The sequence below is a fragment of the Synechococcus sp. 1G10 genome, from assembly GCF_002252625.1.
GTDB lineage: Bacteria > Cyanobacteriota > Cyanobacteriia > PCC-6307 > Cyanobiaceae > Regnicoccus_A.
Map to the genome: position 1 here is coordinate 57,439 of NZ_NQKW01000001.1, position 25,579 is coordinate 83,017.

At 65.4% G+C, this 25,579-nt stretch carries 26 protein-coding genes; 14 read left to right on the forward strand and 12 right to left on the reverse strand.

Features of this window, described 5'->3' with window-relative positions; all coding sequences use genetic code 11:
- Nucleotides 1-159: 159 nt before the first annotated feature.
- The 7 genes from CJZ82_RS00290 to CJZ82_RS00320 all read left to right on the forward strand — a co-directional run bounded on the left by CJZ82_RS00290 (nt 160) and on the right by CJZ82_RS00320 (nt 7,985).
- A complete protein-coding gene (locus CJZ82_RS00290) occupies nt 160-1,137 on the forward strand; it encodes a helix-turn-helix domain-containing protein (protein ID WP_094553810.1) in 978 nt (325 codons plus the stop codon).
- A 39-nt stretch (nt 1,138-1,176) separates the two neighbouring features.
- On the forward strand, nt 1,177-1,884 hold the full coding sequence (locus tag CJZ82_RS00295; RefSeq protein ID WP_233129933.1) for a trans-aconitate 2-methyltransferase: 708 nt from the start codon (nt 1,177-1,179) through the stop codon (nt 1,882-1,884).
- Between the two features lie 109 nt (nt 1,885-1,993).
- Nucleotides 1,994-2,794, forward strand: a complete 801-nt coding sequence (locus CJZ82_RS00300; protein ID WP_233129970.1) for an META domain-containing protein — start codon at nt 1,994-1,996, stop codon at nt 2,792-2,794.
- On the forward strand, nt 2,791-3,804 hold the full coding sequence (locus tag CJZ82_RS00305) for an aspartyl protease family protein (protein ID WP_158218461.1): 1,014 nt from the start codon (nt 2,791-2,793) through the stop codon (nt 3,802-3,804). Before CJZ82_RS00300 ends, CJZ82_RS00305 begins: the two co-directional genes overlap by 4 nt.
- 10 nt (nt 3,805-3,814) lie before the next feature.
- Entirely contained in the window at nt 3,815-5,146 is a 1,332-nt protein-coding gene (locus tag CJZ82_RS00310) for a zinc ribbon domain-containing protein (RefSeq protein ID WP_094553813.1), read from the forward strand.
- Nucleotides 5,147-5,220: 74 nt separating this feature from the next.
- Nucleotides 5,221-7,614 (forward strand): type II CAAX prenyl endopeptidase Rce1 family protein, encoded by a 2,394-nt coding sequence (locus CJZ82_RS00315; protein ID WP_233129934.1) that lies wholly within the window; start codon nt 5,221-5,223, stop codon nt 7,612-7,614.
- Complete coding sequence (locus CJZ82_RS00320) at nt 7,611-7,985, forward strand: hypothetical protein (RefSeq protein ID WP_094553814.1); 375 nt, start codon at nt 7,611-7,613, stop codon at nt 7,983-7,985. The genes CJZ82_RS00315 and CJZ82_RS00320 overlap by 4 nt, the downstream gene beginning before the upstream one ends.
- A 3-nt stretch (nt 7,986-7,988) precedes the next feature.
- Here CJZ82_RS00320 and CJZ82_RS00325 read toward each other — a convergent pair whose 3' ends face one another.
- Nucleotides 7,989-8,792 carry a prohibitin family protein gene (locus tag CJZ82_RS00325; RefSeq protein WP_094553815.1) on the reverse strand — a complete coding sequence of 268 codons (804 nt, stop codon included), beginning with the start codon at nt 8,790-8,792 and terminating at the stop codon, nt 7,989-7,991.
- A 141-nt stretch (nt 8,793-8,933) separates the two neighbouring features.
- Here CJZ82_RS00325 and CJZ82_RS00330 point away from each other — a divergent pair, with 141 nt between their 5' ends.
- Nucleotides 8,934-9,410: a cupin domain-containing protein gene (locus CJZ82_RS00330; RefSeq protein ID WP_094554096.1), complete on the forward strand. Its 477-nt coding sequence runs from the start codon at nt 8,934-8,936 to the stop codon at nt 9,408-9,410.
- Here the strand turns inward: CJZ82_RS00330 and CJZ82_RS00335 are convergent.
- Nucleotides 9,349-9,567: a chlorophyll a/b-binding protein gene (locus CJZ82_RS00335; protein ID WP_094554097.1), complete on the reverse strand. Its 219-nt coding sequence runs from the start codon at nt 9,565-9,567 to the stop codon at nt 9,349-9,351. The two genes, CJZ82_RS00330 and CJZ82_RS00335, sit on opposite strands and share 62 nt — an antisense overlap.
- A 130-nt stretch (nt 9,568-9,697) precedes the next feature.
- On the opposite strand from CJZ82_RS00335, the gene CJZ82_RS00340 reads away from it, so the two are divergent.
- Nucleotides 9,698-10,762, forward strand: a complete 1,065-nt coding sequence (locus CJZ82_RS00340; RefSeq protein ID WP_094554098.1) for a metallophosphoesterase — start codon at nt 9,698-9,700, stop codon at nt 10,760-10,762.
- On the opposite strand, the gene CJZ82_RS00345 is transcribed toward CJZ82_RS00340, so the two are convergent.
- Both CJZ82_RS00345 and CJZ82_RS00350 read right to left on the reverse strand, forming a co-directional pair.
- The gene (locus CJZ82_RS00345) at nt 10,749-11,699 is read right to left on the reverse strand and encodes an isopenicillin N synthase family oxygenase (protein ID WP_094553816.1); all 951 of its coding nucleotides are present in this window, start codon (nt 11,697-11,699) and stop codon (nt 10,749-10,751) included. The genes CJZ82_RS00340 and CJZ82_RS00345 overlap by 14 nt on opposite strands.
- 9 nt (nt 11,700-11,708) lie before the next feature.
- A complete protein-coding gene (locus CJZ82_RS00350) occupies nt 11,709-12,902 on the reverse strand; it encodes a class I SAM-dependent methyltransferase (protein WP_094553817.1) in 1,194 nt (397 codons plus the stop codon).
- Between the two features lie 47 nt (nt 12,903-12,949).
- On the opposite strand from CJZ82_RS00350, the gene CJZ82_RS00355 reads away from it, so the two are divergent.
- Entirely contained in the window at nt 12,950-13,789 is an 840-nt protein-coding gene (locus CJZ82_RS00355; protein WP_094553818.1) for a TPM domain-containing protein, read from the forward strand.
- 22 nt (nt 13,790-13,811) lie between these two features.
- On the opposite strand, the gene CJZ82_RS00360 is transcribed toward CJZ82_RS00355, so the two are convergent.
- The 3 genes from CJZ82_RS00360 to CJZ82_RS00370 form a co-directional block, all read right to left on the reverse strand.
- Nucleotides 13,812-14,507, reverse strand: coding sequence for an endolysin (locus tag CJZ82_RS00360; RefSeq protein ID WP_369819995.1), 696 nt, complete (start codon nt 14,505-14,507; stop codon nt 13,812-13,814).
- Between the two features lie 557 nt (nt 14,508-15,064).
- Nucleotides 15,065-16,132: a hypothetical protein gene (locus CJZ82_RS00365; protein ID WP_094553820.1), complete on the reverse strand. Its 1,068-nt coding sequence runs from the start codon at nt 16,130-16,132 to the stop codon at nt 15,065-15,067.
- Nucleotides 16,126-16,980, reverse strand: a complete 855-nt coding sequence (locus CJZ82_RS00370; protein ID WP_094553821.1) for a TIGR04168 family protein — start codon at nt 16,978-16,980, stop codon at nt 16,126-16,128. The genes CJZ82_RS00365 and CJZ82_RS00370 overlap by 7 nt, the downstream gene beginning before the upstream one ends.
- 63 nt (nt 16,981-17,043) lie before the next feature.
- Between CJZ82_RS00370 and nadA the strand changes: the two genes are divergently transcribed.
- Nucleotides 17,044-18,000, forward strand: a complete 957-nt coding sequence (gene nadA, locus CJZ82_RS00375; protein ID WP_198949582.1) for a quinolinate synthase NadA — start codon at nt 17,044-17,046, stop codon at nt 17,998-18,000.
- 248 nt (nt 18,001-18,248) lie between these two features.
- On the opposite strand, the gene CJZ82_RS00380 is transcribed toward nadA, so the two are convergent.
- The 5 genes from CJZ82_RS00380 to CJZ82_RS00395 all read right to left on the reverse strand — a co-directional run bounded on the left by CJZ82_RS00380 (nt 18,249) and on the right by CJZ82_RS00395 (nt 23,889).
- Nucleotides 18,249-20,003, reverse strand: coding sequence for a patatin-like phospholipase family protein (locus tag CJZ82_RS00380; protein ID WP_094553823.1), 1,755 nt, complete (start codon nt 20,001-20,003; stop codon nt 18,249-18,251).
- A 452-nt stretch (nt 20,004-20,455) separates the two neighbouring features.
- Nucleotides 20,456-20,821: an RES family NAD+ phosphorylase gene (locus tag CJZ82_RS19505; RefSeq protein WP_369819996.1), complete on the reverse strand. Its 366-nt coding sequence runs from the start codon at nt 20,819-20,821 to the stop codon at nt 20,456-20,458.
- Nucleotides 20,822-20,856: 35 nt separating this feature from the next.
- Nucleotides 20,857-21,945 (reverse strand): class I fructose-bisphosphate aldolase, encoded by a 1,089-nt coding sequence (locus tag CJZ82_RS00385; protein ID WP_094553824.1) that lies wholly within the window; start codon nt 21,943-21,945, stop codon nt 20,857-20,859.
- 78 nt (nt 21,946-22,023) lie between these two features.
- On the reverse strand, nt 22,024-22,560 hold the full coding sequence (locus CJZ82_RS00390) for a hypothetical protein (RefSeq protein ID WP_233129935.1): 537 nt from the start codon (nt 22,558-22,560) through the stop codon (nt 22,024-22,026).
- Between the two features lie 81 nt (nt 22,561-22,641).
- Nucleotides 22,642-23,889, reverse strand: a complete 1,248-nt coding sequence (locus CJZ82_RS00395; protein WP_158218462.1) for a serpin family protein — start codon at nt 23,887-23,889, stop codon at nt 22,642-22,644.
- Nucleotides 23,890-24,004: 115 nt separating this feature from the next.
- Here CJZ82_RS00395 and CJZ82_RS00400 point away from each other — a divergent pair, with 115 nt between their 5' ends.
- The 3 genes from CJZ82_RS00400 to CJZ82_RS00410 are packed head-to-tail and all read left to right on the forward strand — an operon-like array spanning nt 24,005 to nt 25,534.
- Complete coding sequence (locus CJZ82_RS00400; protein ID WP_094553826.1) at nt 24,005-24,295, forward strand: hypothetical protein; 291 nt, start codon at nt 24,005-24,007, stop codon at nt 24,293-24,295.
- Between the two features lie 13 nt (nt 24,296-24,308).
- Nucleotides 24,309-25,349 (forward strand): ligase-associated DNA damage response exonuclease, encoded by a 1,041-nt coding sequence (locus CJZ82_RS00405; protein WP_198949583.1) that lies wholly within the window; start codon nt 24,309-24,311, stop codon nt 25,347-25,349.
- On the forward strand, nt 25,346-25,534 hold the full coding sequence (locus tag CJZ82_RS00410; RefSeq protein ID WP_094553827.1) for a hypothetical protein: 189 nt from the start codon (nt 25,346-25,348) through the stop codon (nt 25,532-25,534). Before CJZ82_RS00405 ends, CJZ82_RS00410 begins: the two co-directional genes overlap by 4 nt.
- Nucleotides 25,535-25,579 lie beyond the last annotated feature (45 nt).

Genomic DNA, 25,579 nt, shown 5'->3' on the forward strand with positions numbered 1-25,579 from the left:
CGGGAGAGGCGCAGCTGGGGCCTGGAGCTCCTCATCAACGACGATGCAACGACCCGCAGTCTGCTGGCAGCGGCTTGAATCTCGCCGTATCACGCAGCCCTGTTCTTTGAGCAATGTCTGCACAAGCAGCCAAGAAGCAACCTGCATCAGTGGCGTCTGATGGCATCGGAGCTTCCCTTCATGATGGGCGGATCCTTCGAAGGCAACCCCAGCGTGAGCGAGCGCGCGTCCCACCCCGCGGAGCCCGGCGAACCGGTTGCCACAACCGAGTCCGCAGGCTCCGAGCGTCTACCCGCCCTGGTGAGTCTGGGCAAGACACTTGCTGAGGCCCGTGAGGCCAGGGGCATCCCCCTGGCGGTGCTGGCGGAGCAGAACTACCTCTCCGCCGACAGGCTCAGCGCCCTTGAGTCGGGTGATCACACACGGCTACCGGAGCGGATCTACCTGATCGCCCAGGCCAGGCGGGTGGCCACCAGCCTCGGCCTCGACGCCGATCAAGTGACCGAGTCCCTGCTGGACATCCACCTGCCCGGGGTCAGCCGCCGTTCCGCACCCTCCCCAGCACCAAGCAGCGCGGGCCAGCCTTCGGGCTCCGTGGCCAGGGTGAGCCTGGCAGCCCCCGCCATGGCACCCCGGGATCCCAGCAGTCCCGTCCAGCTTCCGTCAACCCAGAAGCCCCTGCGACGGGGCGGGCTGACCTGGCTGCTGGCAGGCGGTGCCGGTGTGCTGGCCCTGGTGGCGGGCCTGGCCATCGGCACGAAGCAGATCCAACCCTCCTCCAGCAATCTCGCCAAGCCAGCCACCACAACAAGCGCGTCCGTCAAGCCCGCCAGCTCCGCCAAGCCAGCCGACCCCGGCAAGCCCAGCCTGGGGAGCCTTCTGCTCACCAGCCGAGAACCCAGCTGGCTTGAGGTGCGCAACGGTGAAGGCAAGGAGCTGTTCCGTGGCCTGTTCACCGGCACCGGAACCTTTTCGCTGGGGGAAGGGCTGGAGGTGCTGGCGGGCCGCCCTGATCTGATCACCGTGACCACAGCCTCAGGAGAGTCCCAGACCCTGGGAACGATCGAGCAGATCCGCTGGTATCAGTTCACCAGCAGCGGTGAACGTCAGACCTCCAAGAGCCGCTCCAGCCCCTGAAACAGCCACGGGGTGAGATGCACCGATGGGAGAATCGTCATGGCTTCCAGGAGCATCCGGATCGAACGCGTCTGTGAGCCCGAATTGATGGATGGGGCCGAGCAGGCCCAGGCCTACGCCGAGGCCGATTTCAGTGCCTCCGACCAGGCCATGGTCGAGCGCATCGCCGTCTGTTTCGGCTCCGAGCTGGGGAAGCGAATCATCGATCTGGGCTGTGGCCCCGGCAACATCACCTTCCGGCTTGCGAGCCGCTACCCCTCCAGCCAGGTGGTGGGGGTGGATGGCTCCGGCGCAATGCTGGCCATCGCCATCGCCCGCCTGGATCAGCAGCTGCAACAGCAACAGCAGGGTTCCCTCTTCTCCGGAGTCGTGAGCTTCAAGCAGGCCCTGCTCCCCTCGCTTCAGTTGGAGGGTGGCTACGACGCCGTTGTGAGCAACAGCCTTCTGCATCACCTCCACGATCCCCAGGTTCTCTGGAGCACGGTGCGGCAGCTGGCGGCCCCCGGGGCCGCGATCTACATCAAGGACCTACGGCGGCCCGCTGATCAGGCCGCACTTGATCATCTGGTGGCCACCCATGCAGCCGGGGCCCCACCAGTGCTCCAGCACGACTACCGCCACTCTCTCCGGGCCGCCTTCACAGTTCAGGAGGTGGAGGAGCAGCTGCATCAGGCCGGCCTTGAGCAGCTGCTGGTGGGAGCAGCGGAGGACCGCTATCTGGAAGTCATCGGCCGGTACCCAGCTTGAGCCGGCCGCCGCTGAGCGGAGCCGACAGCGGCTTCTCACCCTTGGAGCGTGCTCCTGGATTGACTCACGTCCCAGGTGATGCTGGGTACCAGGATGGGTGCCACCGTTGGTGGAGCTCAACGTGATCAGAAGCAGCGCCGGTGCAAGGGCTTCGCTCAGCCTGGCCATCGGCGCCATGATGGCGATCACGGTCAGTCCGCTGCTGGCACAGACCCAGGGTCTGGAGTGGAGTGCCTGGCTGCTGGAATCGTTTCCGGGGCAAAAAACCTTGGTGCCCCCAGTTCCGACCCTGCGCCTGGAGAAAGGTCGCATCAGCGGCAGCGACGGCTGCAACCGCTATTCCGCTGCCGTGCTGCTCAGGGACTCCATGTTCCGCGTGACCGACCAGGGCCCCTCCACCCAGATGGCTTGCCCCGAAGAGCAGATGCGTCAGGCTCAGTCCTTCAGGGCGGCACTTTCGGCGACGAGGGGCTACAGCCTTCGCAACAGCCAGCTGGAGCTGATGGCCTCCAATGGCAAGACGTTGGCCCGCTTCCGGCCCCAGCCCCAGGAGATCGCCGGCGCCCTCTGGATCGTCACCGGGCTCAACAACGGCAAGGAGGCAGTCGTCAGCACCCTGACCGGCACCACGCTCAGCCTGGAACTTCGCGCCAGGGGCCGCCTGGTGGGAACGGCTGGATGCAACCGCTACACCGCAACGGCCGTGCTCGGCCAGGGAAGGATCAAGGTGGGGCCGCCGGCGGCGACCCGCAGGATCTGCGTACGGCCCGCGGGAGTGATGGAGCAGGAAATCCAGTTTCTGAGCGCCCTTGAATCCGCCAGCCAATGGCAGATCGAAGCGAACCGGCTGGAGCTGCGGCGACCCGATGGGGCCCTGGCAGTCACCCTGCGCCGCGCCGACGGCAGATGAGCAGACAAGCGGCGGCGCTGGCACTGGCGCATGGGTTGGCGATGGCGGGCCTGCAGCTCGCCGGCCCCGCCCTCAGCTCCACGGCAGCCACCACTCCATCCACCACGACGGCGGCTTTGATCCAGCTGGGGGGTCCGCCCCTGGCTCCTGGCCGGAGCAGGGGCCAGGTGAGCATCCCCTTGGAGCGGGCCACTGGCGGGGACACCCCCGTGCTCAGCCTGCAGAGCCGCGGCGGCCCGGTGCGGTTGCTGCTCGACACCGGCGCCTCCACAACTCTTGTGACCCCCGAGCTGGTGCGCCGGCTGGACCTTGAGAGCCGCGTTGTGGATCCGAAGGCATTCGCGCTCGCCGGTGCCGGAGAGGCCTGCCCAGACCTGAAGCCCCGGCGGGTGAAGCTGCCCGAACTCGTGCTTGCCGCTGCTGGCGAACGGCTCCAGCTCAGCGGCATGGAGGCGCTGGTGCTGCCGGTGGCGGGACTGCCCCCGGGGGTGGACGGTGTCCTGGGGGCCCCGCAGCTGCGGCAGCAGCCGATCTGGATTGATCCCCACGGCCAGCGCTTGAGCCTCGGACCGCTGGCCCTCGCTGACGCCGATCATTTTCGCCGGGGAGACCACGCCGGGGCCTCCACCAGCCTGAATCTGCTCTGGAGGGAAGGGGTGCCGCTGCTGCCCCTCAGTACACCGGCGGGCCTGGCCCTCGCTCTGGCCGACACCGGCGCGGAAGGGCTGTTCATCACGGCGGGCCTGGCGGCCCGGCTGCGGCCGCTGGCACCGGCCAGCGCTCTGCGACTGACGGGGTTCTGCGGCGAGCAGACTGCCCGCCGCCAGGCCTTATCCGGCCTGGCGCTGCCCGGGGGCGATCCTGGCCAGCCGGTCGATGCCATCGTGACCGTCAATCCGATCTTCACGAGCCTGCAGGTGGAAGCGATCGTGGGGCAGGAGCTGTTGCGCCACAGGGCCCAGCTCTGGCGCCTGGACGGGGTGCCTGCGACCCTGCGCCTCTGGCCCTAGAACCGTGCCGATGCCACAAGGATTCCCGTTCACCGCCCTTTTCACCCGCGCCCGGCACCGGCTGGGGCGGCTGATCAGGGGTCTGTTGCAGCACTCGGGACACCTGAACGGCCAGCCCCTGAACAAGGCCAGCCTGCTGGTGATCGTGCTGGTTGATCTGGTGTTGCTCGTCAACATCTTCAACGGCATGGCTGCCATCGCCGAATGGCCCCTCAGCCCGCAGCAGGCCTTCCCCTGTCAGGCCGAGTGGAGCCTGTACCAGCAGGGCAGCAGCCAGCGGCAGGAGAAGGACCTGGCGATCCTGCGCCGGGCGATTCCGCGTCGTGTGCCAGGCCAGCCCGAGGCTTCAGCCCCCGAACAGGGCTTCCGCGCCAGTGCCCTCCAGGCCAGTCGCGATCACCTCGGCCAGGTGGACCCCCTCTGCCTGGAGTTCGCAGGCTACCAGGACCGCCTCGCAGCCCAGTCGGAGCTGCGCTTGCTGCAGCGTGGCCTCAATGCAGCCGAGACAGAGATTAGCGCCCTGGAGCAGTCCAACGCCGTGATCCGCTCTCAGTACGACACCAGCCTGCTGGAGCAGATCGCCGGCCAGCCCTCTAGCCAAGCCCTTCAGCCGGTCCCCGCTGCCCAGGCCCGGCGGCGGGTCGAAGCCAACGACACCCGCATCAGCACCCTTCGGGCCGAAGTGGTAACCCTCAATCAACGCCTGCTGGAGGCCCCTGACAGCCAGTCCTTCCTGGGTTTCCTGAACAGCACAGCCAGCTTCGAGGCGTTGGAGCTCCGCTTCAAGCGAGCCCTGTTCTGGGCCCCAAGCCTGAGTCTGCTGCTGCAGAGCCTCTTTCTGCTGCCGCTGGTGCTGCTGAGCCTGCTGATCCACCGTCTGGCCCTGCGTCGCGGCCATGGCCTGCTGGCGCTGGTCAGCTGGCACCTGCTGGTTATCTCCCTGATCCCGCTGCTGCTGAAACTGGCTGAGGGGGCCCAGGTGGGTGTGCTCTTCAGCCTGGTACTGCGGTTGGTGCAGGCCCTGGTGGGCAACCTGCGCTTCCTGGTGGCCTACCTGTACCTGCTGGTGGTGCCCGTGCTGGGCTTCACCCTGATCAAACTGCTGCAGACCCTGGTGTTCAACCCGAGGGTGCAGGCGGCCGAGCGGGCGCAGCGCAACCGCTGTCTGCGCTGCGCCCGCAGGCTCCCGTCCGGATGCCGCCATTGCCCCCATTGCGGTTACGCCCAGTTCCGCGATTGCGTGCACTGCCACAAGCCCACTCATCGCCATCTCCCCTACTGCAGCCAGTGCGGATCCGCCCAGTTGGACGTGGCCCTACCAGCGCGAGGCCACCAGTATTGACATCCCCATCCCTCCTTTCGCCAAGGCGGCTGTCATGCCTGGGGCCGCGGCCACTGCGAGCTCTCCTGCTCCTGGTGGCCCTGGCCGTGTCGCTCCTGCTGGCTCCGGTGCAGGCGAGCGAGCCGGCCCCCACCAGCAGCTATGTCCTGGCCCAGGCCGCGCCCTTCAACCGGCCCAGCCACTACCCGCTCAGCCAGCGCCCTGATCCGCAGCTGTACCGTCCCCATGCCGACTGGATCGGGCGGCTGATCCTGCCCGGCGCGGCAGAGAACAGCCAGGAGCCCGGCGACTGGGTCTGGGTCGAAATCGAGTATGCCCCGCCGGCCTCGGCCGAGCTCGTAGGACAGGTGCTGCGCCTGGGCTGGGCAGAGCGTCCGGCCTTGCGGGAGCTGGTGGAGCGGGTGAGCACCGATGTGCGCTTCGCTCCGGCGGCGGAGGAGATCGAGTCCCAGGGAAATCTGCTGCCGCGGCGCCTGGATGGGCGCCGGCGGGTGGGGCCTTTGCAGTCGCTGGCAGGAGCACGCCCCAACGACGATCTGATCGTGCAGCTGGAGGAGGTGGAGGTGGAGCCGGGAGCTGAAGGATCCACCCGGCTGACCATCGGTCGGCCACCGCTGCAGATCAGCGGCCGCTATGTGGGCCTGGTGCGGATCCTCGGCCCTGTCGCCGGGGATCCTGAGCGCTTGCGGGTGCGCCACTGGAACCCAGGCCGGAACGACTTCAGCGGCCCCCTTGATGTGGTGCGTGTGCCCCAGCAGCCGCGGGATCGTTACGGCCGCTGGATCTCCACTCCCCGGGGACTGAGCTCCAATCCCATTGGTGACAAGGGGTGGTACGTCTACGGCGCTCCCGACGCCGAGGGGCTGTTCACCGTGCAGGCCATCAAGCCAAGGGCCCTGCACCTGCTCCAACCCGATGCCGTGCTGCCCGCGGCCCGCCAGGGGATCCCCTACATCCTGCGTGGCAACTGGGCCGATACCCCCCGGCAACGGGGGCGGATCAAGCGGGTGCTGCTCGAGCACTCAGGGGCTAATGGCAACAGCCCTGTGGGGCCGGTGGGCGAGCGGTGGCGGGAGGGAGATCGAGCCCTGCTGATCCACAGCTTCGGTGGCATCGGCGGGCCGGGGGGCGAGCAGATCAGCGGCGCCACCGTGACCGGCCATTTCGCCTTCGGGGAAGCGCGTGTGGTGAGCGATGCCATCACCGGAGAGCCGCGCTTCGATCTGCGCTACCACCAGATCTATGCCAACAACCCCAATGGCATCGTCTCGGGAATCCAGGACTGGACCGCCTTCAGCGGAGATCTGCAACGGGGCTGGCTGGGCTCCAGGCCCATCTCTGATGTGCTGATCAAACTGCAGCCCTTCGACGACCTGACAGTGGATGGGCAACGGCTCTCGCTGCTGCGGGAGCTGGAGATCCAGGCGGAGGTGCTGATGGCCCGCTACCGCAGTGGCGATGGCAGCGGCGTCTCCACGGTGACCCCGTCCACATCCTGCGTGCAGGATTCGAGCCAGGCGCTTTTCATCGCCATCGATCGCCTGCGCCGCCGGGCAGCGGACGAACCGAGGCTGCGGCGTTGGCTCAAGGACCACCCGCAGGAAAAGTCCAGCCAGGCCGTCCGTCAACTGGCAAGACTCACCTCCTCCCTCGACGAGCTGCTGACCCCCTTCGGCACGGCACGGTCCGACTGGCGCCACAACGCGACAGTGGTGGCTGCTGATGCCTTCGTGCGCGGCGAGACGGGGATCGATGCTCTGATGAGCTGGCGCTCGATGCTTCCCCGCCGCGCCCACGACGACATGTCCCGGGTGTTCCTGCAGCACGGCGCCAGCCTCTGGTTCCTGCGCAGCAACCAGCTGGCGGGAGGCGACACCTCAATCGAGCCCCTGGCACCGACCCTGCTGCTGGGTCAGATCCCGATTCTCTCCACCCTGCTGCGGCGTTTCAGCGATGCCCTGTTCGCGCCCCTTGGCCCAGCCGCCCTTGGCCGTGCTCTGACGATCCTGGTGGCCTATGCGGCGCTTGCCCTGCCTCTTGGCTGGCGGTCAGGTTTTCTGAGCCCCTGGAGGCTGGAGGCGATCGGTCCGGCGCTGCGGGCCATTCCGGCTCTGCTGCTGATGCCGGCCCTTGGGGAGGAGTTGATCTTCCGCGTGGCTCTGCTGCCCCATCCGCTTGAAGGTGAATCACTTGCCAGTGCTGCAGCCTGGGGAGCTCTGAGCCTGGGTCTGTTCGTGCTGTATCACCCTGTGGCGGCGCGCTGGTGGTATCCGCCGGGGCGAGGCGTGTTCCGCGACGGGCGCTTCCTGGCGCAGTGCGCCCTGCTGGGGGGCGCCTGCGTGCTGATCTACGGGGTCACGGGCTCCCTCTGGCCGCCGGTGCTGCTGCATGGGCTGGCTGTAACGCTTTGGCTCTGGGGCCTGGGGGGCAGGGCGAGGATGCAGGAACAGCCGCAGCAATCGCCATGACTCTCGATCGCTTCAAGCAGGCCCTCGCTGCCCTGATGGAGAAGGCGCCGGCCGATCCTCTGGAGCGGGATGAGTTCTTCGAGGTCACCCCCCTGCCTGCAGAGGACGGACCGTTCGAGGTGGTGGTGGTGGATGAGGAAGCGGCGATCTTCGCAGTGCTCTACCTCGATCGGCTCTTTGCCGATGAAGAGAGCGAAGGGCAGCAGGAAGTGGCAGCTCTGGTCCCCGACTACCTCAAATCACGGTTCCAGTTAGACGAGGGGGAATGGACCTCCACAGCCCCCTTCGATCTGGGCTGGAGAAGTAGAGACTTTCTCTGGTTCCAGGAGTTCACCTTGCCCGGCCTCACCCCAGACTGCCGCTACGACTGAGCATCAACGGCGGCCGTTCACGATCACGGGGGTGCCACCGCCCGCTGTGCCGGGCAGGGCCGGGACAACGGATGTCTGCCCGTCCCACTTGTCGAGGAACAGCTTGTAGAGCACCTGGTCATCGAGGCTCGAGTTGAGGATCTCGTAGCGCTTGGCCTCCTGCTCGGCGATCTTCACTTCCGTCTGGGCACGCAGCAGCCGTTGATCGGCGATCTGCTTCTGCTCGATCGCGGCACGGTATTCCTCGGCGATCTGCAGTCCGGTGAGATCAAGTCCCTGAACCTGCACATAGTCGAACTTGATCAGTTCCTGAGCCACCTTGTCTTGCACGAGTTCCGAAATACTGTTCCACTCGGTGGCGATTGTCACCAGTTCATATTGGGAGAACACCGACTTGAGTGCCTTCAGCAATGATGGCTGAATGATGCGCGGATAGATCTGCTGGTTGTCGGTGGCGATCGTTTCGTAGATCCGTCCTGCTTCCTTCGGTTTGATCGCGTACTTCACCGTGGCGGTGGCCTCGATCACCTGCAGATCCTTGGTGAGGGTGGAGAACTGCTCCGGACGCACCTGAGTGCGCACATCGAAAAAGGATGTGGCCTGAATCAACGGCACCTTGACGTTGGGACCTGGGCTGCGCTGTCCCCCCGTGACGCGTCCCAGGGTGGTCACGACAGCCACGTTGCCGGCTGGGACGATGAAGATGGTCTGAGTGAGCAGGATCAGCAGCGCCACCGCCGCGGCCGCGATCAGCTGAAAACCGGTTCCTGGTCCATCGCCACCGGCCGGCCGCATCGAGCTCTGCATCAAGAAAGGGATCTGGGGCCTGAACCCTAGGGCCATGACCACGGCCAGCGCAGTGCAGAGAATGCCGAACGACGAGCGCTGACGTTTGCCAGTCTTCTGCTGTGATCGATCTCCTGGAGTGACCCGATGGCCGTTCTGCCCATGCAACCTCTGCAGCTGATGGATCACCCTGAAGGCGGACGTTTTCTAGAGGTGTTCCGTTCAAAGCGCCGTGTGATCACAGCAACCAGTGAGAACCGCTGCGCACTCACCCACATCTATTTCCAGTTGAGGCCAGGTGAGTGCAGCCTGTTTCACCGGGTGGGCTCCGATGAGGTATGGAATCTCTATCAGGGCCAAGGCCTCCGGCTCTACAGCTGGGATGGCACGAGTGATTCCCCCAGCTGCCTGACGCTCTCAGCTGAGGCCAACTCCTGGTGTCAGGTCATCCCGGCCGGCATGTGGCAGGCCGCTGAACCGATCAGCGAAACTGTCCTTGTGGGCTGCACGGTGGCTCCCGGCTTCGAATTCACTGATTTTCAGCTTCTGCAACCCGACTGCGCGCAGGCCCAGGCGCTCATTGGCCGAGATACCAGGCCAGCACTGCGCCCAGTTGGCCGACGATTCCCTTGCCGGTAAGCAATTCGCCGACGATGGCGGCACTGAAGCCCAGCATTGCCACCCGGCCATTGAGGAGCTCCACCCCTGCCAGGGCTGTGGTGTTCCAGGGCCGGCTGGTGGTGAGGCCTTCGCCGAATTTCTCCACCGGCTCGTAGCGGAAGTCGTTGCTGCTCATCGTTGGGGCCTCATCGGTTGCTTCCTGAAGGTGGGAGTTCACGCCAGGGTTGCGGTCTGGGGCAGCCTATGGGGTCTGGCTCAGAAAGCGCCGGCCCCGGCAGCATGGTCTGACAGTGGCAATGACAACCATGGCCCCATCCCTTACCCGACGTCAGGTTCTCGGCCTGGGGGGGCTGGCCCTTGGGGGTGCTGCCTTCAGCACCTGGCGGCAGGCGCAGGCAGCCCCATTGGCGGCGGCGGGCGCCGCTGGCCTTGGCTTGCCCCCCCGTGGCGACCGGCGGCTGGTGCTGATCAGTGATCTCAATGCCAGCTATGGCTCCACCAGCTACATCCCCGAGGTGGGCCAGGGCATCACCCTGATCCCCTCCCTGCGCCCGGATCTGGTGATGTGCGCCGGCGACATGGTGGCCGGCCAGAAGGCGAGTCTCGGCACCAGCCAGCTGCAGGCGATGTGGGCCGGCTTCGATCGCCAGGTGCTCAGGCCCCTGCGCCGGGCAGGCCTGCCCTTCGTGCCGGCGATGGGCAACCACGATGCTTCCAGCAGCCTGGTGGGCAGCCGTTATGCCTTCGAGCGGGAGCGGCAGGAGGCCAGCCGCTACTGGCGCCGCCAGCAGGGTGACCTCGGCCTGACCTTTGCCGACGCCTCAGGCTTTCCTTTCTTCTATTCAGTTCTCCAGGGCGGGCTGTTCCTGCTGGTGCTCGACGCCTCCTCCGCCCAGATACCTGCCGAGCAACTGCGCTGGGCGGAGCGGAGCCTGAAGAGCGCAGGGGCCCGTGGGGCCAGGAGGCGTCTGGTGATGGGGCACCTCCCCCTGCTGGGGGTTTCCCAGGGACGGGACACAGCCGGCAACGTGCTGGCCCAGAGCCTGGAGCTGCGCCAGCTGCTGGAGCGTGCCGATGTGGAGGCCTACATCAGCGGTCATCAGCACGCCTACTACCCCGGCCGGCTTGGGCAGCTCGACCTGATCCAGCTCGGTGCCCTGGGCAGCGGTCCCCGCAGGCTGCTGGGTCAGAGCGGGGCGCCGTTCCAGACCCTGACCGTGCTCGATTACGACTGGAGCAAGGGCCTGCGCCGGGACAGCACCGTCAACATGCGCACGCGGCAGTTGCTGGATCCGGGGCAGCTGCCGCCACGGCTGAGCGACAGCCGCGGGCGCACCCAGTTACGGCGCTCCACCGCTACAGGAGGTTGATGCGGTAAAGCACCTCTTCGAGGGCATCGGCCGCCAGCACTCCCGCCTGGCGCTGGGGATTGTCGGGGGTGCAGCAACTGGCCAGGGGCGCCAGCAGGGTGGAGGGACGGGCGTGGCAGAACTGCACCACGCTCAGCCTCTCCTGATTCGGATCGGGCGGCGCCACCACCCGGTGCAGGCCGGCAGGGATCAGGCCGTTGCTGAGTCGCTCCAGCATCAGGCCACTGTTGATGATCACCTGCCCCTCGGGCGGCAGGGCCGGCACCCAGCTGCCGGCCACCTCCACTTCCAGGCCTGCACCGCTGGCCCGGGGCAGGGCGGTGATCAGGTTGATGTCGCCGTGGGCAGCGGCCCAGAGGTGACCTGGACCGGGGGCGGCCGCCATGGGCGGGTAGCGGATGGCACGGCTGAGGGTTGGTGCCTCGCTGACCATCTCCTCGAACAAGCACTCGGCCGCGCCCAGGCCCAGGGCGATCACCCGCAGGACGCGCCGCTGCAGATCGGCGAGTGCCCCGTGGAAGCGCAACAGCACCTCAGTGATGCCGGGCACCACCGCTTCGGGCAGCAAAGGCTCTGGGTAGAGCAGCGGATAGCGGCGGCGCAGGGGGTGGGCGGCCGGGATCGGCGCCGACCAGTTGAGCATCTCCTTCCAGTCGGCCCGCTCGCTGCCGGCAGCGGTTTCCACCAGCAGGCCGGTGTAGCCCGTCTGACCGGAGGCCCCGGCTGCTGTGAAGCGACCCTTGCTGGCCCCATCGAGGGCGAAGAAGCGGGCCAGCATGCCGTAAGCGGTGTCAAGCAGATCGGCGGAGAGATCGCTGCTGGTGTACACGAAGCCGGTGGCCAGGCTGCGTCTCACCCCATCGATCACCGCCTGCCGGCTTCTGTCATCTCCGCGCTCGAAGGCCAGCAGGTCTACGTCGAGGATGGTGGGCTCCATCAGGGCAAGCTACGTGCCCTCGCCAGGCTCCTGCAGGAAGAGCTCGGCGCTGGAGCCAGCCGCCGGCGAGACCTCGCCGCGGCTGAAGGCCAGCCAGCGGAAGTCGCCGAGGGCGGTGGGATCCACCAGACGCAGCAGGGCCTCGCGCCGGGCCAGCAGCTCAGCCAACCCCTCACTCCGCCCTGGGCTGGTGGCCTGGGCCGCCGCTGTCTGCGGCTGTTGCAGCCCATGCAGGCGCTGGGCCAGCCCCAAGGCCAGCAGGGCTTCGCCCTGCCGCCGCTGGCCCAGAAAACTCCAACCGGCAGCGTCGGCTGCCTCAAGCACGCTCTCGATGCAGAGGTGGGCGGTGAGGTCCCACTGGCCAGGTTCCAGCAGGGGATCGGAGCTGGCTCGCTGGGCGCGATAGGCCATCAGAGTGCCGTTGCTGCGTTGGGGGGCGTAGTAGCGCCAGGCCTCGAGGGCGTAGTCGATCACCAGCAGGCGGCCATGGGCCAGAGCGGCGGCACAGGCCGCCAGCCAGGGGGCCAGCCCGGGATGGAGCTCGCTGCACCAGCCCGGCGGACGCCGTGGATCAAGGGGCAGCAGCCCGAGGGGCTCCAGCCGCGCCTGATCTTCCGGCTCCAGGGGTTCGCCGGGCACTATCCGTAACGTCCCCTCCTGGAGCGTCACCTGCTGCCGGCGCCAGTGGTCCCCACTGCGCTCGATCCGCTCCACCGCCAGGGCATCGAGCACCTCGTGGGCCAGCACCACACCGGTGAGCGGAGCGGCTGCCATCTCGGCAAAACTGCTCCAGCGCAAAGGCAGAGGGCAGCCCTTCAGGCGCTGGCGCTGCCGTTCCGCCATGCCCTCGTTGGGCTCCACCAGCACCAGCTCCAGCCGCTTGGCCAGCTGGGGCCAGCCGGCTGAGAGCACTTCGGCCAGCTGGGCCGCCAGGCTGCCTTCACCGGGCCCGGTCTCCACCAGGCTCAGGCGTCCGCTGGGGAGATCCTCCAGCCAACGGGCGATCTGGGGGGCCAGCAGGGCCGCGAATTCCGGGCCCAGCGACGGGGCTGTGACGAAATCTCCGCGTGGGCCGATGCTGAGGCGGCCGGCGCCGTAGGCGCCGTGCTCGGGGTCATGGAGCACCCACTCCATATAGGTGCGGAAGGGCACGCTGCCTCTGGCCTGATGCAGGCGCTTGTCCAGCCAGGCGGGCAGGGGCACGGGCGGGGTACGCCTCGGAGAGAATGGAAGGCCACTGAAGCAGCCGCATGGCCCCTGGCGCCAGATCTCTTCTCCGCTCCATCTTTGGTTGTCTGACAGCCCTGGTGCTGTTGCTGGCGCCGCTGGGGGGAGCGCCGGGCGGGATGGTTCAGGCCGCCGACAATCCATCGCTCCTGCCGGATCACCCAACTCCCGTGATCGATCTGGCCCGGGCGCTGACCGACGGCCAGCGGGCCAGCCTGGAGGAGCACCTGGAGGCCTTCGAAGAGAGCAGCGGCTGGAAACTGCGGGTTCTCACCCAATACGAGCGCACGCCCGGTCTGGCGGTGAAGGAGTTCTGGGGGCTGGATGAGCGCAGCCTGCTGCTGGTGGCTGATCCCCGCGGCGGCAACCTGCTCAATTTCAACGTGGGCGACGCGCTCTTCGCCCTGATGCCTCGCACCTTCTGGGTGGAGCTGCAGACCCGCTTCGGCAACCAGTACTACGTGCGCGACCACGGCGAGGACGGCGCAATCGTGGATGCGCTCAGCGCGGTGGAGACCTGCCTGGAGCGGGGCGGCTGCCAGGTGGTGCCGGGGCTGCCCCAGGAACAGTGGCTCCTCACCTTCTGCACCTCACTGCTGGGTGGCCTGATCGTCGGCTTTGCCGGCTACCCACGTAAACAGGGTGATCTGGTGGCCTGGAGCTGGGTGCTGTTGCTCTCACCGCTGTGGGTGATGTTGTTCGTGGTGTTTGGTCTGGGCCCTGTGGTGACCCGCACCTCCGACCTGATGCCGGTGCTGCGCAACGCACTGGGTTTCCTGGGAGGAGCCGTGGCGGCTTATCTCATTGCCCAGAAAACCATGGGACCACCCGCAGCCAGGGAAGGCTCGAGCAGTGGTGACTGACCCGGCCCTGCCTGGCCGGGGATCAGCGGCCGGCGCTGGTTTCCTGCAGAGCGCAGCTGAGGCTGTCTCCGGTGCAGGCGGGCTGAACTGGAGGAGCTGCCTGGGCAATATCAGGGCGGACGTTCTCGATGGCCCGCAGGCTGGCCAGGTTGGCCTCATAGAACGCCCTCAGCTGGCCATAGCGCTTCACGGGTTGGCCGTAAAAGCTGCTCCCGGCCAGAGTGGGGAACGAGGCCCACTCCGGCGCCAGCTTGGCAGCCAGTTCAGGGGTGAGCATGGCTTGATCGGCCAGGGCCAGAGCGCCACGGCGGTGAATCAGGAAGATGGCGGCCTGATCCTGGACCTGGGGGCCGAAGCCGGTGATGCCCAGGGCACGGGTGGCCATCGACCAGGTGATCGGCATGAACTGGTAGGCACCAGCAGCCGCGCTGGCGTAGCCCACAGTGCGATTGACCCGATCGGGGTGGCGATCCAGGGAAGTCATCAGGCTGCCGCCGAACATGATCCGGTAGCCCACGTCTTCGCCGTTCGCCCAGGTTCCCTCGGCAAAGCGAATTGTGTTGAGGAGGGCCCTCCTCTCAGGGGTGATCTCGAAGATGGCGCGCATACCAGGAAGATCCTGGGGAGTTGCGATCGCCAGCGACTGGGGCTGGCTGGACGGGGCCGCTCCGGGCAGGCGGATCTCCTGCCAGGACGTGGCCTGAGCGGGTGCGCCCATGGCGACGACCAGAGCCGGCAGGCAGAGGCGGCTGAAACGGGAGGCGAAAGCGAGCAAAAGAGTTCGGGGGAGAAAGGATGATTGATGCATCGTTAATTCCGGTTGACCCAAGAGGAATCGACCTGGAAAAATGTTGCTATGGCGAAAAACAATATGGAGCTCAGCTTGAATTCGTTCGTGACTTCTGAACGGAAAAAGCAGAACTGAGAAGAGAAGAATGATTAGTGATGATCAGGAACTCTGATGAATGCAGTCAGGGTCAGTGATCTAGGGACAACTCGGAAGAAACCGTCGAAGCGATGGAAGAATACATCTCGGCGGACTTGGGTTGCACGCCAATGTGTCGAACGAAGGGTGGGGCAGGAATAGCATTAGTGACAGTCGCACAACTGTCCACCAGCTATCAGAATTGGCCGAGAGGTTCACATCACTGTTCAGCACAGGGTTTGTTGATGCAAAATCATTCGACATGTTGATCATCAGTTCTGCTGATTGTGGTCCTGGGAGTGGTAGCGACGGACACCAGGTCGGCTGCGCTGCAATGCTCCCCGGCGATCTCAGCTGTAGGCCTGCGCCTGCTGCTTCAGCCAGGCGGCGGCCTGCTGGGCCCCGTCCAGCGCCAGGGAACCCACCGCAGCTGGATGCAGGGGCTGATCCAGCTGCCACTCACCGGAGCGCAGTTGCTCCTGGCTGAGGAACCGGTGGAGGCCATGACGGCGCAGCGCCTCCTCCAGCACCGGCGCCTCGGCAAAGCCTTCCCGGTGCACCAGGTGAATGCCCACGTCGTGGGCCAGGGCTTCACAGAAGCTGCTGTAGCCAGGCTTGGTGATCAGCCGCTCCACCAGCGGCATGAACTCCAGCAGCCGCAGACCCTGGGGCAACAGCCGCACATTGGGCGCCCCTGCGGCCGAAGGATCGGTGCATATAAAAGTGAGCTGGGGCCAGCGGCGGAAGGGTTCCTCCCCCAGCTCAAACCCCAGCCCACCGAAGCTCACCAGCACGCAGCGACTGCGCTCAGGCAGCTCCAGCCTTTGCCTGAGGGCTTCCGCCCGCTCACGGGGCGGCGCCACAGTGAGACCCACCCGGATCTCCGGCAGCCCCCAGTCCATCGACATCGAGAAGGGGCAGTGGATCAGACCCTGGCCCTTTCGGTAGAGCGCACGGCAGCGCTCAGCCCAGACCAGAAAAGACCCGCCCATCGGCTCATAGATCGCATCCCAGCCGAAATTGCCAACCCAGATCAGGGGCCAGTCTCCCGCCTGGGCCAGTAGCGCCAGTGCCGGTGGCACATCGCCCAGCAGCAGCACGGGGCAGGCCTGGGCCCTGAGCCAGCGAGCCTCTGCGGCGATCTGATCAGGCAGGCGCCGCTCCAGATCGTTGAGGGCCGCAAGGGTGGCAGCTGGATCGGCGCCGAGGGCATCGGCCTGCACCACACCCACATCCCAGCAGCAGGGGCGCTGCTCGAAGGGCACCGCTCCCAGGACTGTGCGCAGGAACGCCGAGGGCAGCGAGGTGGAGAGCACCAGCCGCCAGCCGGGCTGCGTTTGGGCCAGGGCCAGCAGGATGGCACCGCTTCGGGAGCCGTGGCCGTAGCCATGGCCGCTGATGGCGGCATAGATCAGCACGGCAGTGCCACGGGCTGCTGGTGCAGGAGCTGTTCATAGAGCAGCCTCCCCGTTTCAGGGTCGTACCAGCGATGGCTGGCATGGATCAGCTGGCCTTCCTCCAGCTCCACCCACGACAGATGGCACAGCTGCCGACCCTCGCCGTCAACGGCATGGCGCGGCACGAAGGCGGCATTGAGATAGGCGGTGCCGCGGCGATCGATCAGGAAGCTGCGGCGCTCACCCCGCCCGCGCTTGAGGGCATGGTGCATGTGCCCGAAGACCACCAGAGGCACGGGGCGCTCGGTGCGGATCTGCTCGATCGCCTGGGCCAGGTCCTGGTCGCCCCAGTCGCAGGCGGGCGATTTCCAGTCGCGGCCGCACGGATCGCTGGCCTCGCTGCCGAGGCCACTCGGACCGCAGTGCGACAGCAGCACCAGAGGCAGGCGCGGGTCGGCCGAGAGGGCCGCTGCGGCGATCCGCCCAGCCGACTCAGCCAGTTCGACAGGACCCCAGAGCGCCTGTACCGCTTTGGAGAGGTGGTGGCCGCCACCGGCGCTGCCCGGCCGTCCACCCACCACGGAAAGGCCGGGGGGATCGAGCCGGCGCAGGGCCCAGCCACAGTGCCGCTCCCCGAGCCGATCGATCTGGCGCTGCAGCTTGCGGCCGCTGTGATCCTTGCCGGTGTCGTGGTTGCCGAGGATGCAGGCCACCGGCAGGGGCAGGTCGGCGAGGCTGGCGGCGATGCGCTGCTGGCCATCGCTGAGATCGCCCACCACCAGCAGCGCATCGGGAGCGAGCTGGGTGAGCAGGGTCACGTCACGCCGGTCCCATTGCCCGTGCAGATCCCCGGCAATGGCAAGGCGCATGTGGGCCGTGACGACTACTCCTTTCCCTAGGGTGGGTTCATCCTGCCCCAGTTGAGGTCAAGGTTGGTTTTTGCCGCCCTTGAAGCCCCCACCGTTCCCCACGACCTCCCGGCCGCGATCGACCTACTTCGCCGGGAACGCAAGGCCGTGATCCTGGCTCACTACTACCAGAGTCCTGAAATCCAGGATGTGGCCGATTTCATCGGCGACTCGCTAGAGCTCTCCCGCAAGGCCGCCGCCACCGACGCCGAGGTGATCGTCTTCTGCGGCGTTCACTTCATGGCCGAAACCGCCAAGATTCTCAGCCCTGGCAAAACCGTGCTGCTGCCGGATCTCGCCGCTGGCTGCTCCCTGGCTGATGCCTGCCCTGCCGATGCCTTCGCCGCCTTCCGCGCCGAGCATCCGGAGCATCTGGTGGTGAGTTACATCAATTGCTCGGCGGCGGTGAAGGCCCAGAGCGACCTGATCTGCACCAGCAGCAACGCCGTAAGTCTGGTGCAGCAGCTGCCGGCCGAGCGGCCGATCCTGTTCGCGCCTGATCAGAACCTGGGCCGCTGGGTGGCCCGTCAGAGCGGAAGGGAACTCACCCTCTGGCCAGGAGGCTGCATTGTTCATGAAACCTTCAGCGAGCAGGCCCTGCTGCGGCTGAAGCTGGAGCATCCAGAGGCCGAGGTGATTGCCCACCCGGAGTGTCTGCCCAACCTGCTTGATCTGGCCGACTTCATCGGCTCCACCAGCAAACTGCTTGCCCGCGCCGCCAGCAGCGACGCCACCAGCTTCATCGTGCTCACCGAGCCCGGCATCCTGCACCAGATGCGACGCCAACTGCCCCACAAAACCTTTGTTGAGGTGCCAGGTCAGGACGGCTGCAGCTGCAACGCCTGCCCCTACATGCGTCTGAACACGTTGGAAAAGCTCTGGCAGTGCCTGGACACGATGAGTCCTGCGATCGAACTTGATGAGAATCTGCGGGTCAGAGCCCTGGCGCCGATCCAGCGGATGCTGGAGATGAGCCGGTAGGGGATCGCGGCGACCACTGCCCACCACGAAGCTGCCCACCACGAAGCTGACGAGCGTCATGCGCAGCAGCTTCGGGAGCACGACCTGGAGAAGCGTGTCAGCGTCGACCAACGGGGACATTCCAGGGGAAGCCGCATGACGCGCGGTACGTCAATTCTGATCAAACTTGAGGCCCCTGCTGCTCTCGCGCCAGCAACTCCAAGAGATACATGCAAGAGATGCTGAGAAGCAAACCCGGCGAGGAGGCGCTAAGGCTCCGGCCGCAGGACATTGACTTCGAGGACTGGCGTGATCAGTCGCCTCAGAATCAGCTTTGTGAGCGGCTTCCCGATGATCTGGCGCAGCATCCACCTCAATGGGCCATAGCGTCGTCGAGCATCCAGCTTGTCGAGATAATCCTTATGGAAGAAGTCGACAAGAGAGTCGACGCGAGCGCTGATCTGCTCAGCGATGAGCACGCGGCGCCTGGGGTCCACCCTGCCCATGAGCTTACGCAGTTCCTGCAGCTGATCACGCCGGCGCTCACCATCCTCCTCGATAATGCAGGGTTGAGCGAGACCAACAAGATGATCACGTACCCGTTTCCATGAGTCAGTTTCATGCTCCACATAGCCGTCCTGGATCTGTTCATGGGAGAAAGGATTCGCAGCACAGGCTGAAGCTGAAGCAGATGATTCTTGGTGGGATTGCGTAGATATCGGCCAGTCAGGCAGCCAGTCGATAAACGGCATCTTCCTATCGATGTCATGAAAATCACCGATCAGATCTGTAAACTGCCCTTCTCTCAGCTGCTGACGTGCATTTCGCCTACCGATGTTGTAGTCATACGACCGGAACTCAAATTCCAGAAATCCTGCGAACGCAGAGAACACATCCCCGATCAGCAAGGCATCGGAAGCGGTGACGGTGAGCAGCTTGCCTTCTAGGCCCTCCGTCACCCACTGTTGAAAACGGGATTGTCCGAAGACCGCACTGGCCAGGCCAATCGCCATCGCCAGCAGGTTGTCTTCTCGATTGAAGAAGGGATCGGCATCAATCGTGCGTTTACCGGGAGCAACGAACAGATAGTTGCGCTGCGAATGACCATCCTTCTCATCGATTTCCTTGGCCAGGCTGGCCGCCATGCCAATCGGCTCATTCTCGAAGACACCGCCATCGGTGTAAAGGTAGTTGCCGCCGTACAGCTGATCACCGGCGGTGGCCTTGCGACTACTATCTCTTGTGCGCATCAGACTGGCACTAGAGCCGCCAGTACGGACGATGCGACGGGCGCGAAACGCGAATGGAAACGCTCCTGAGGATAAGGCCATCAATCTAAGGATCGGCCAGGAACAGATGTTCAGCATCGGACGCCAAACCACGTGTCGCTCCTTCCAACGAGGTTCCAGCTCAGTGAGCTGCACGGTCCTTTTGACCTCCTCACCCGAACTGATTGACTGGATGTCCTCAGGAATCACGCAGCGCAGCAGACAGACGAACTGATCCTTGTAGCGGGAATAGGCGAAAGATTTCTTCTCCTTGGCAATCTCCTGGGAGAAGCCATTGAGATTGGCCATGGCCAGGCCAATCCGCAGGGAATCCGCGGCTGCCGGATGGCAATTCAGGGCATCACCGGGATCATCTGCAATATACTCTTCTCCGATGTCATCAACGACAGCAGAGCTGAGCAGGGCATACTTGTGATTGTTTCGCGGCACCTGAAGGAGGCCGTCAATATTCACGTCCTTCACCCAGGCATTGAACAGAGGATTGTTATACGGATCACGCAGGCGGTCGCCACCATAATAAAGCTGCTGGCCAAGGATCGCAGCTGTCATCGCACCAGCTGAGGCGCCAGTGATCACATCAATGATCACCCGATCCTGTTCATAGCGTTCCGGATGCTCACTCTTGAGCAACTCATTGCGGAGGGCAATGGCTTCGAGCAGCTCATACATCACCCCAGCCTCATAACTGCCCAGTGACACCGCTCCGCTGATCACAATCGCAAGTTTTCTGGCCATTGGGCAGGTCTCTTCTGACCCTTCTTAGCCACGTCGGCTTGATGAGGTCAAGCATCGCTACATGCCAACCCTCTTCAACTAGGCCTGCTGACTCATCAAGCGCTGGAGCAAGGCAGCTGGGATGACAGCTGCCTTGCATCTAGCCAGTACATCCATACAGCTACTGTCACAAAGGCATGGTGCAGTTATGGCTACATTTATGTGACAGGTACGCCAGAAAGTTTGATGGCAGGACTATCAGAGCTGCAATTGATAGCTCTCTCCCCACCAAGAGCCGAGAAACTGATAACCAGTCTTCATTCTACTGAAGGCTTGCCACCACCAGGCGCAATGAGTGTTGCGTCTAGCAGATAGCCTTGCGAGGTCTACTGAGGTAGATGGCGTTGTTCGCTGGCTTAAAGTCACAAGAATCGCGTATCGAATTAGAAGGCCTCATCGCTGATGATGCGCGCTTAGTGCACCTCTGGATGCCGTGGATTGAGCAAGACGTTACGTTCGATAGTGATGACTGCGGACGGTACGTTCAAAGCCGCACTACGTCCGCTCTTGAGCCACGTGGACCCGAGTGCTTGGAGCGATTCTGGAGCAGGCACCGAATTCCACCCCTCAGGGATGGTCGGCTCGAGTGCTTCCGTGGTCAGGCCATCAGGGAGCTCAATGGTGAGCAGCTCAAGCGCCGCGATCGCTGCAGAGCTGGGCTTCGACAAAGTCTTATCGACGGGGTAGACCGCGACAGCAATCCCGCAACCATGCCTGACGCAAGGGGGTTCACTTAGACATCCCTCCAGCTCACACCGCTGGCGCGCAACCTGAGACACGATCAGACCATTGCAGATGTGTGAAGTGGCCGCTCTCAATAGCTGTAGTTGGCCTCATGCAGCGGCTTGCCATCCGAAGGCTCCGATCCGGCGATATAGGTCCCCCGGGCTGCCTGGCCATTGGCTCGGGCCCGCGCAAGCAGCGCCTTCTGCCCTGCAGTCACGTCGTGGCCGGCCCAGTGCTTCAGGCACGACTGCTGCATGGCGCGTCCATAGGAGAAGCCCAGGTGCCAGGGAGCAGTGCCGGCGGTCTGGTGGATGGCATTGAGGAAGACGCTGGCCTCCTCCTCACTCAGACCGCCCGAGAGGAAGAGGATCGCCGGCACGGCTGCGGGCACGCAGCGCTGCATGGTGCGCAGCGTGAAGGCCGCCGCCTGCTCGGGTGTGGGCCGCTGTCGGCATTCGGCGCCAGGCAGGGTCATCGAGGGCTTGAGCAGGCTCCCCTCAAGGAACACCCCGTTGCGGCCGAGGGCGTCGTAGACGCTGCGCAGCACCCATTCCTGCACCGCGGCGGTGGTGAGGATGTCGTGGTCGCCGTCCATCAGGATTTCCGGCTCCACGATCGGCACCAGGCCCTCTTCCTGCACGGTGCGGGCGTAACGGGCCAGGCCCCAGGCGTTCTCACGCACGGCCAGCTCAGACGGGCAGCCATCGGCTGTGATGCGCAGCACCGCCCGCCACTTGGCGAAACGGGCACCGCGCGTGTAGTAGCGGGCCGCCCGCTCCTGCAACCCCTTGAGCCCGGTGCACCAGGTTTCGCCCGGCAGGCCTCCGGCAAGGGGCTCAACGCCCATGTCCACCTTGATGCCCACCACCAGTCCCTGCTGGCGGAAGTGCTCAAGGATCGATCCGGCCGGTGGGCCACCGCTGCTGGCAGTAGCCGCGTCCTGGAAGAGCGTTTCCTCGTAGAGGATCACGCCGCTGATCGACTCCCCCAGCCCAGGCGCAGTGGCCAGCAGGGTGCGGTAGGCGCGGCGCTGCTCCTCGCTGTTCGCCACCCCGATCGCCGCGAAGCGCTTGCCGATCGTGCCGGTGGATTCGTCGGCTGCCAGCAGTCCGCTGCCGGGCCGCGCCAGGGCGGTGGCGGTGGCTGCCAGCTCCTCGCGGTGGGTATCGAGTGTCATGAACCGCTGCGGGGCCTACCCCATGACTAAGTGCGCGCCCTGCCGCCGTCAACGCCACCTGCTGGGCAGCACCGACGGCTACGGCGAGGGGGAGGCCAGCAGGTCGGCCAGGAAGGAGGAGAGCCGGAAGCCGGGGTCACCGGGATAGCGGATGTCGGCAAACTTCCATTCGCCGCTCTTGCCTGGCCGCATCTGATACCCCAGCCGCACGGGTAGATCACGGGCGCGGTTGACCAGGCCCACCTGCACGTCCACCAGGGCTTCGAGCCCCCCCTGCTCCCCCGTGACGCATCCCACCACCGTGGCTCCGAAGGTGGCCACCTGGGTGCCGCTGAACACATCGAAATCCACGAAGCCGCCATCTGCAGGGCCCAGCCTGTAGGCCTTGCTCAGCTGGGCATAGAGCCCGGGCGTGAAGCGGTTGCGCTGGCTCGAGAGATCGATCGGCCCCCGTCCGTTCTGGCGCGCAACCTGCCAGCGGTAGAGGCCGGCGATCTGGGCAGTTACAGGCGCAGGACATGCAACCGGCACGGCAACCGCCGCGATGACGGGAGCCCTGGCCAGCCATGGCAGCGCCGTCAGTCCAGCCAGAAGACCAGGAAGCCATGGGGCCATCGAGCTCCGTTCCGGTCTGATTCACACCTGTCACAGTATGGCCGGCCGCTACGCACGGGAAGTGAGACTGAACTCGTGCAGCTACCCCTGCTCACCCGGATCCATCACCCGACCCAGGAAGAGCAGCGTGCCGGTGGGCTGATCGCGGATCATGAGCAGAAATGGGTGGTCCACACGGAATGGTGTGATCGGATCCTCACTCAGTCCTGTGACCGGCATCTCCATAATCGTGGCCGCAGCCGCCTCGGTTCCCTTTTCGTCCACCTCCAGCATGGCCTCCTGCAGCACGCTGGACAGGTAGAGATCGGGAACCGCACTGATGCCCGACAGATCAGCATCGGCGCCGAAAACTGCACCCAGCCCCATCCGCTCGAGCGGCTCCATCAGATGGGGACGGCTCCTCATCTTGAACCTTGGCAGAATCAACTCCACTCGTTCGTCCTTCATCCCCTCGATCGCCTTTTTCAGGCTCTGCGGGGTTAGCTGACGTTGCAGAGCCGCCAGGCCATCGCGTTTGTCAGGGAGCAGGATCAGCAGCGCATGATTCGTTGTGTCGTAACTCTCCCCCTGATAGGGAATCTCCAGAACCCTGCCGCCCGGGATCGCCCCCAGCCGGTACCAGCCGATCTTATGCATGAGCGGCACCGAGCTCGTGCCGCCTCCCTGCAGAACGAACGGTCCGGTGCGGGTGTTGTCCGGGTCGAACTCATTCTTCCACTCACCTTTGAACCAGATGGTGCTCAGCAACGCCAGGCGCATGTCCGGTGAGAATTGCTCTTCAGACACAAGCTCTTTGATCTTGCCGCGGGTGCTCTCGCTGACCCAGGCATTGATGCGCTGGGCGGCTCCCTGGGGATCGCCGGCATAGTTGAGCGGGGTGATGCTGGCTCCGAAACTCGTGGCCATCGTCTGGCGGAAGGCAGGCTGCAGCGTGAAGCGCTCCGCCGGCCAGATCGACTGCCCCACGACCAGCTGCGACCCGGTCGATTCTGCCGTGAGGCGTGCCGAGTGGCTGGTGAAAGCTTGCAGATCGCTCCCTGCGGCATCAAGGCGAATGGCCTGGCCCAATACTGCGGCCGTTTCACCGCCGGCACCACTAGCCACCATCAACAGAGCGGCGTAGAGGCTGTAGGGAGACACCAACAGATTGCCGGGCTGTTGCCAGAGTTGATCCAGCAGATCAAGGGAGAAAGTTGTCGTGCTGAGGGAGATCCGCTCCTGGGCCGGTTCGGAGAGAGTCGGCACCGGCTGGGATCGAAGTGGGGAGCTCCAGGCCACCCAGAGAAACAGACAGGTGCTCAGCAGACCTGGCCAACGTGTTCGGGGCATACGTGCGACAGGGCTGATGACCTGGCAGGGTATTACTAGTTTGCGACCGATCAATCCGCCCATGGTGATGGCACCGGGATTTCTGAACAAAAGAGCGCGGAGGTGGGCGGTTCCGATGCTGGAGCCGGATCCCGGCACGGGGGAGGTGACGAGCACCATCGCCACCTATGAACCGCCTGCCGAGCTTGGAGGGGGGATCATCGATGACAGCACAGTGAAGATCACCGATCGGGAAATATACTGGGAGAAACGGATGTACAGGCCCCAGTTTGTGGCGGAAAGCCATACCATCCATCGGCAGACTCTGATCTATCAAAGTGAATGGAAGATTCGGCGTGACGACGGGCCCGACATTGATGAGCAGACAGTGACTGGGACCTGCCAACGCATCGACAAGCTTCCGTAGGTCGCTCACCACCATGTCCCTGCCCACCGGCGGCCTGCTCCAGCTCACCCCCCAGGGGCTGTACTGCCCGGCCGCCGAGGCCTGGATCGATCCCTGGCGGCCGGTGGCGCGGGCCCTGATCACCCATGCCCACGCCGATCACGCCCGGCAGGGCTGCGGCGAGTACTGGGCGATCGGCGCGAGTGAGGCGATCCTGCGCCAGCGCCTCGGCGCGGGCATCAGCCTGATCCCCGTCGACTACGGGCAACTGCACCGCCTCGGCGGCGCCCAGGTGTCGTTCCATTCCGCCGGCCATGTGCTCGGCAGCGCCCAGATCCGTTTGGAGGCAGGCAGCGAGAGCTGGCTGGTGAGCGGCGACTACAAGCGCTGCGCCGACCCCAGCTGCGCCCCCTTCGAGCCAGTGCAGGCCGATGTGTTCATCACCGAGGCCACCTTCGGCCTGCCGATCTACCGCTGGTCGAGCGGCGCTGACGTTGCTAACGCCATTCGCGCCTGGTGGCAGGGGGCGCCGGAGCGGCCATCGCTGCTGTTCGCCTACGCCTTCGGCAAGGCACAGCGCCTGCTCGCCGAACTGGCCGCCATCGGAGTGGAGCAGGAGGTGCTGCTGCACGGCGCCGTACAGGCGTTGATGGAGCCATATCGGCAGCAGGGGGTCGCCATGGTGCCCACCCGGCCCGTGAGTGACCTGCCGCGCAGTGAAAGCCTGGCGGGGAAGTTGGTGATCGCGCCCCCCTCGGCACACCGCTCGGTGTGGATGAAGCGGTCCAAGGAGCCCCAGACCGCCTTCGTGAGCGGCTGGATGGCGGTGCGCGGTGCCCGGCGGCGGCGTGGCTACGAGCGCGGCTTCGTGCTGAGCGATCACGCCGACTGGGACGGCCTGCTGCGCACCGTGAGGGATACCGGCGCCCGCCAGGTGTATGTCACCCACGGCAACAGTGACGGCCTGGCCCGCTATCTGCGGGAAGTGGAGGGAATCGCGGCTGAACCACTTGGACGGGCTTTCGAAGCAGAATTCAGTGAGGATGGGGACGGAATCGACCCGAAGCCAGCATGAAGCGACTTGGACGAGGGCTGCTGGGCGCGCTGGTTGGGTTTGTACTGAGCACGGTGATCAGCCTCGTGCTGGTGGCGCAGTACTCACCAAGACATGACCGGGAACTGGAGGCGGCGATGACCAGTGTCTTCTTCTATGGGCCGGTGGGTGCAGGCCTGGCGTTCTTGATGGGGTTGCTGTGGTGATGAGAGCCGCCGTTTCAGTTCAGAACAATGCGATCAAGGCTGATC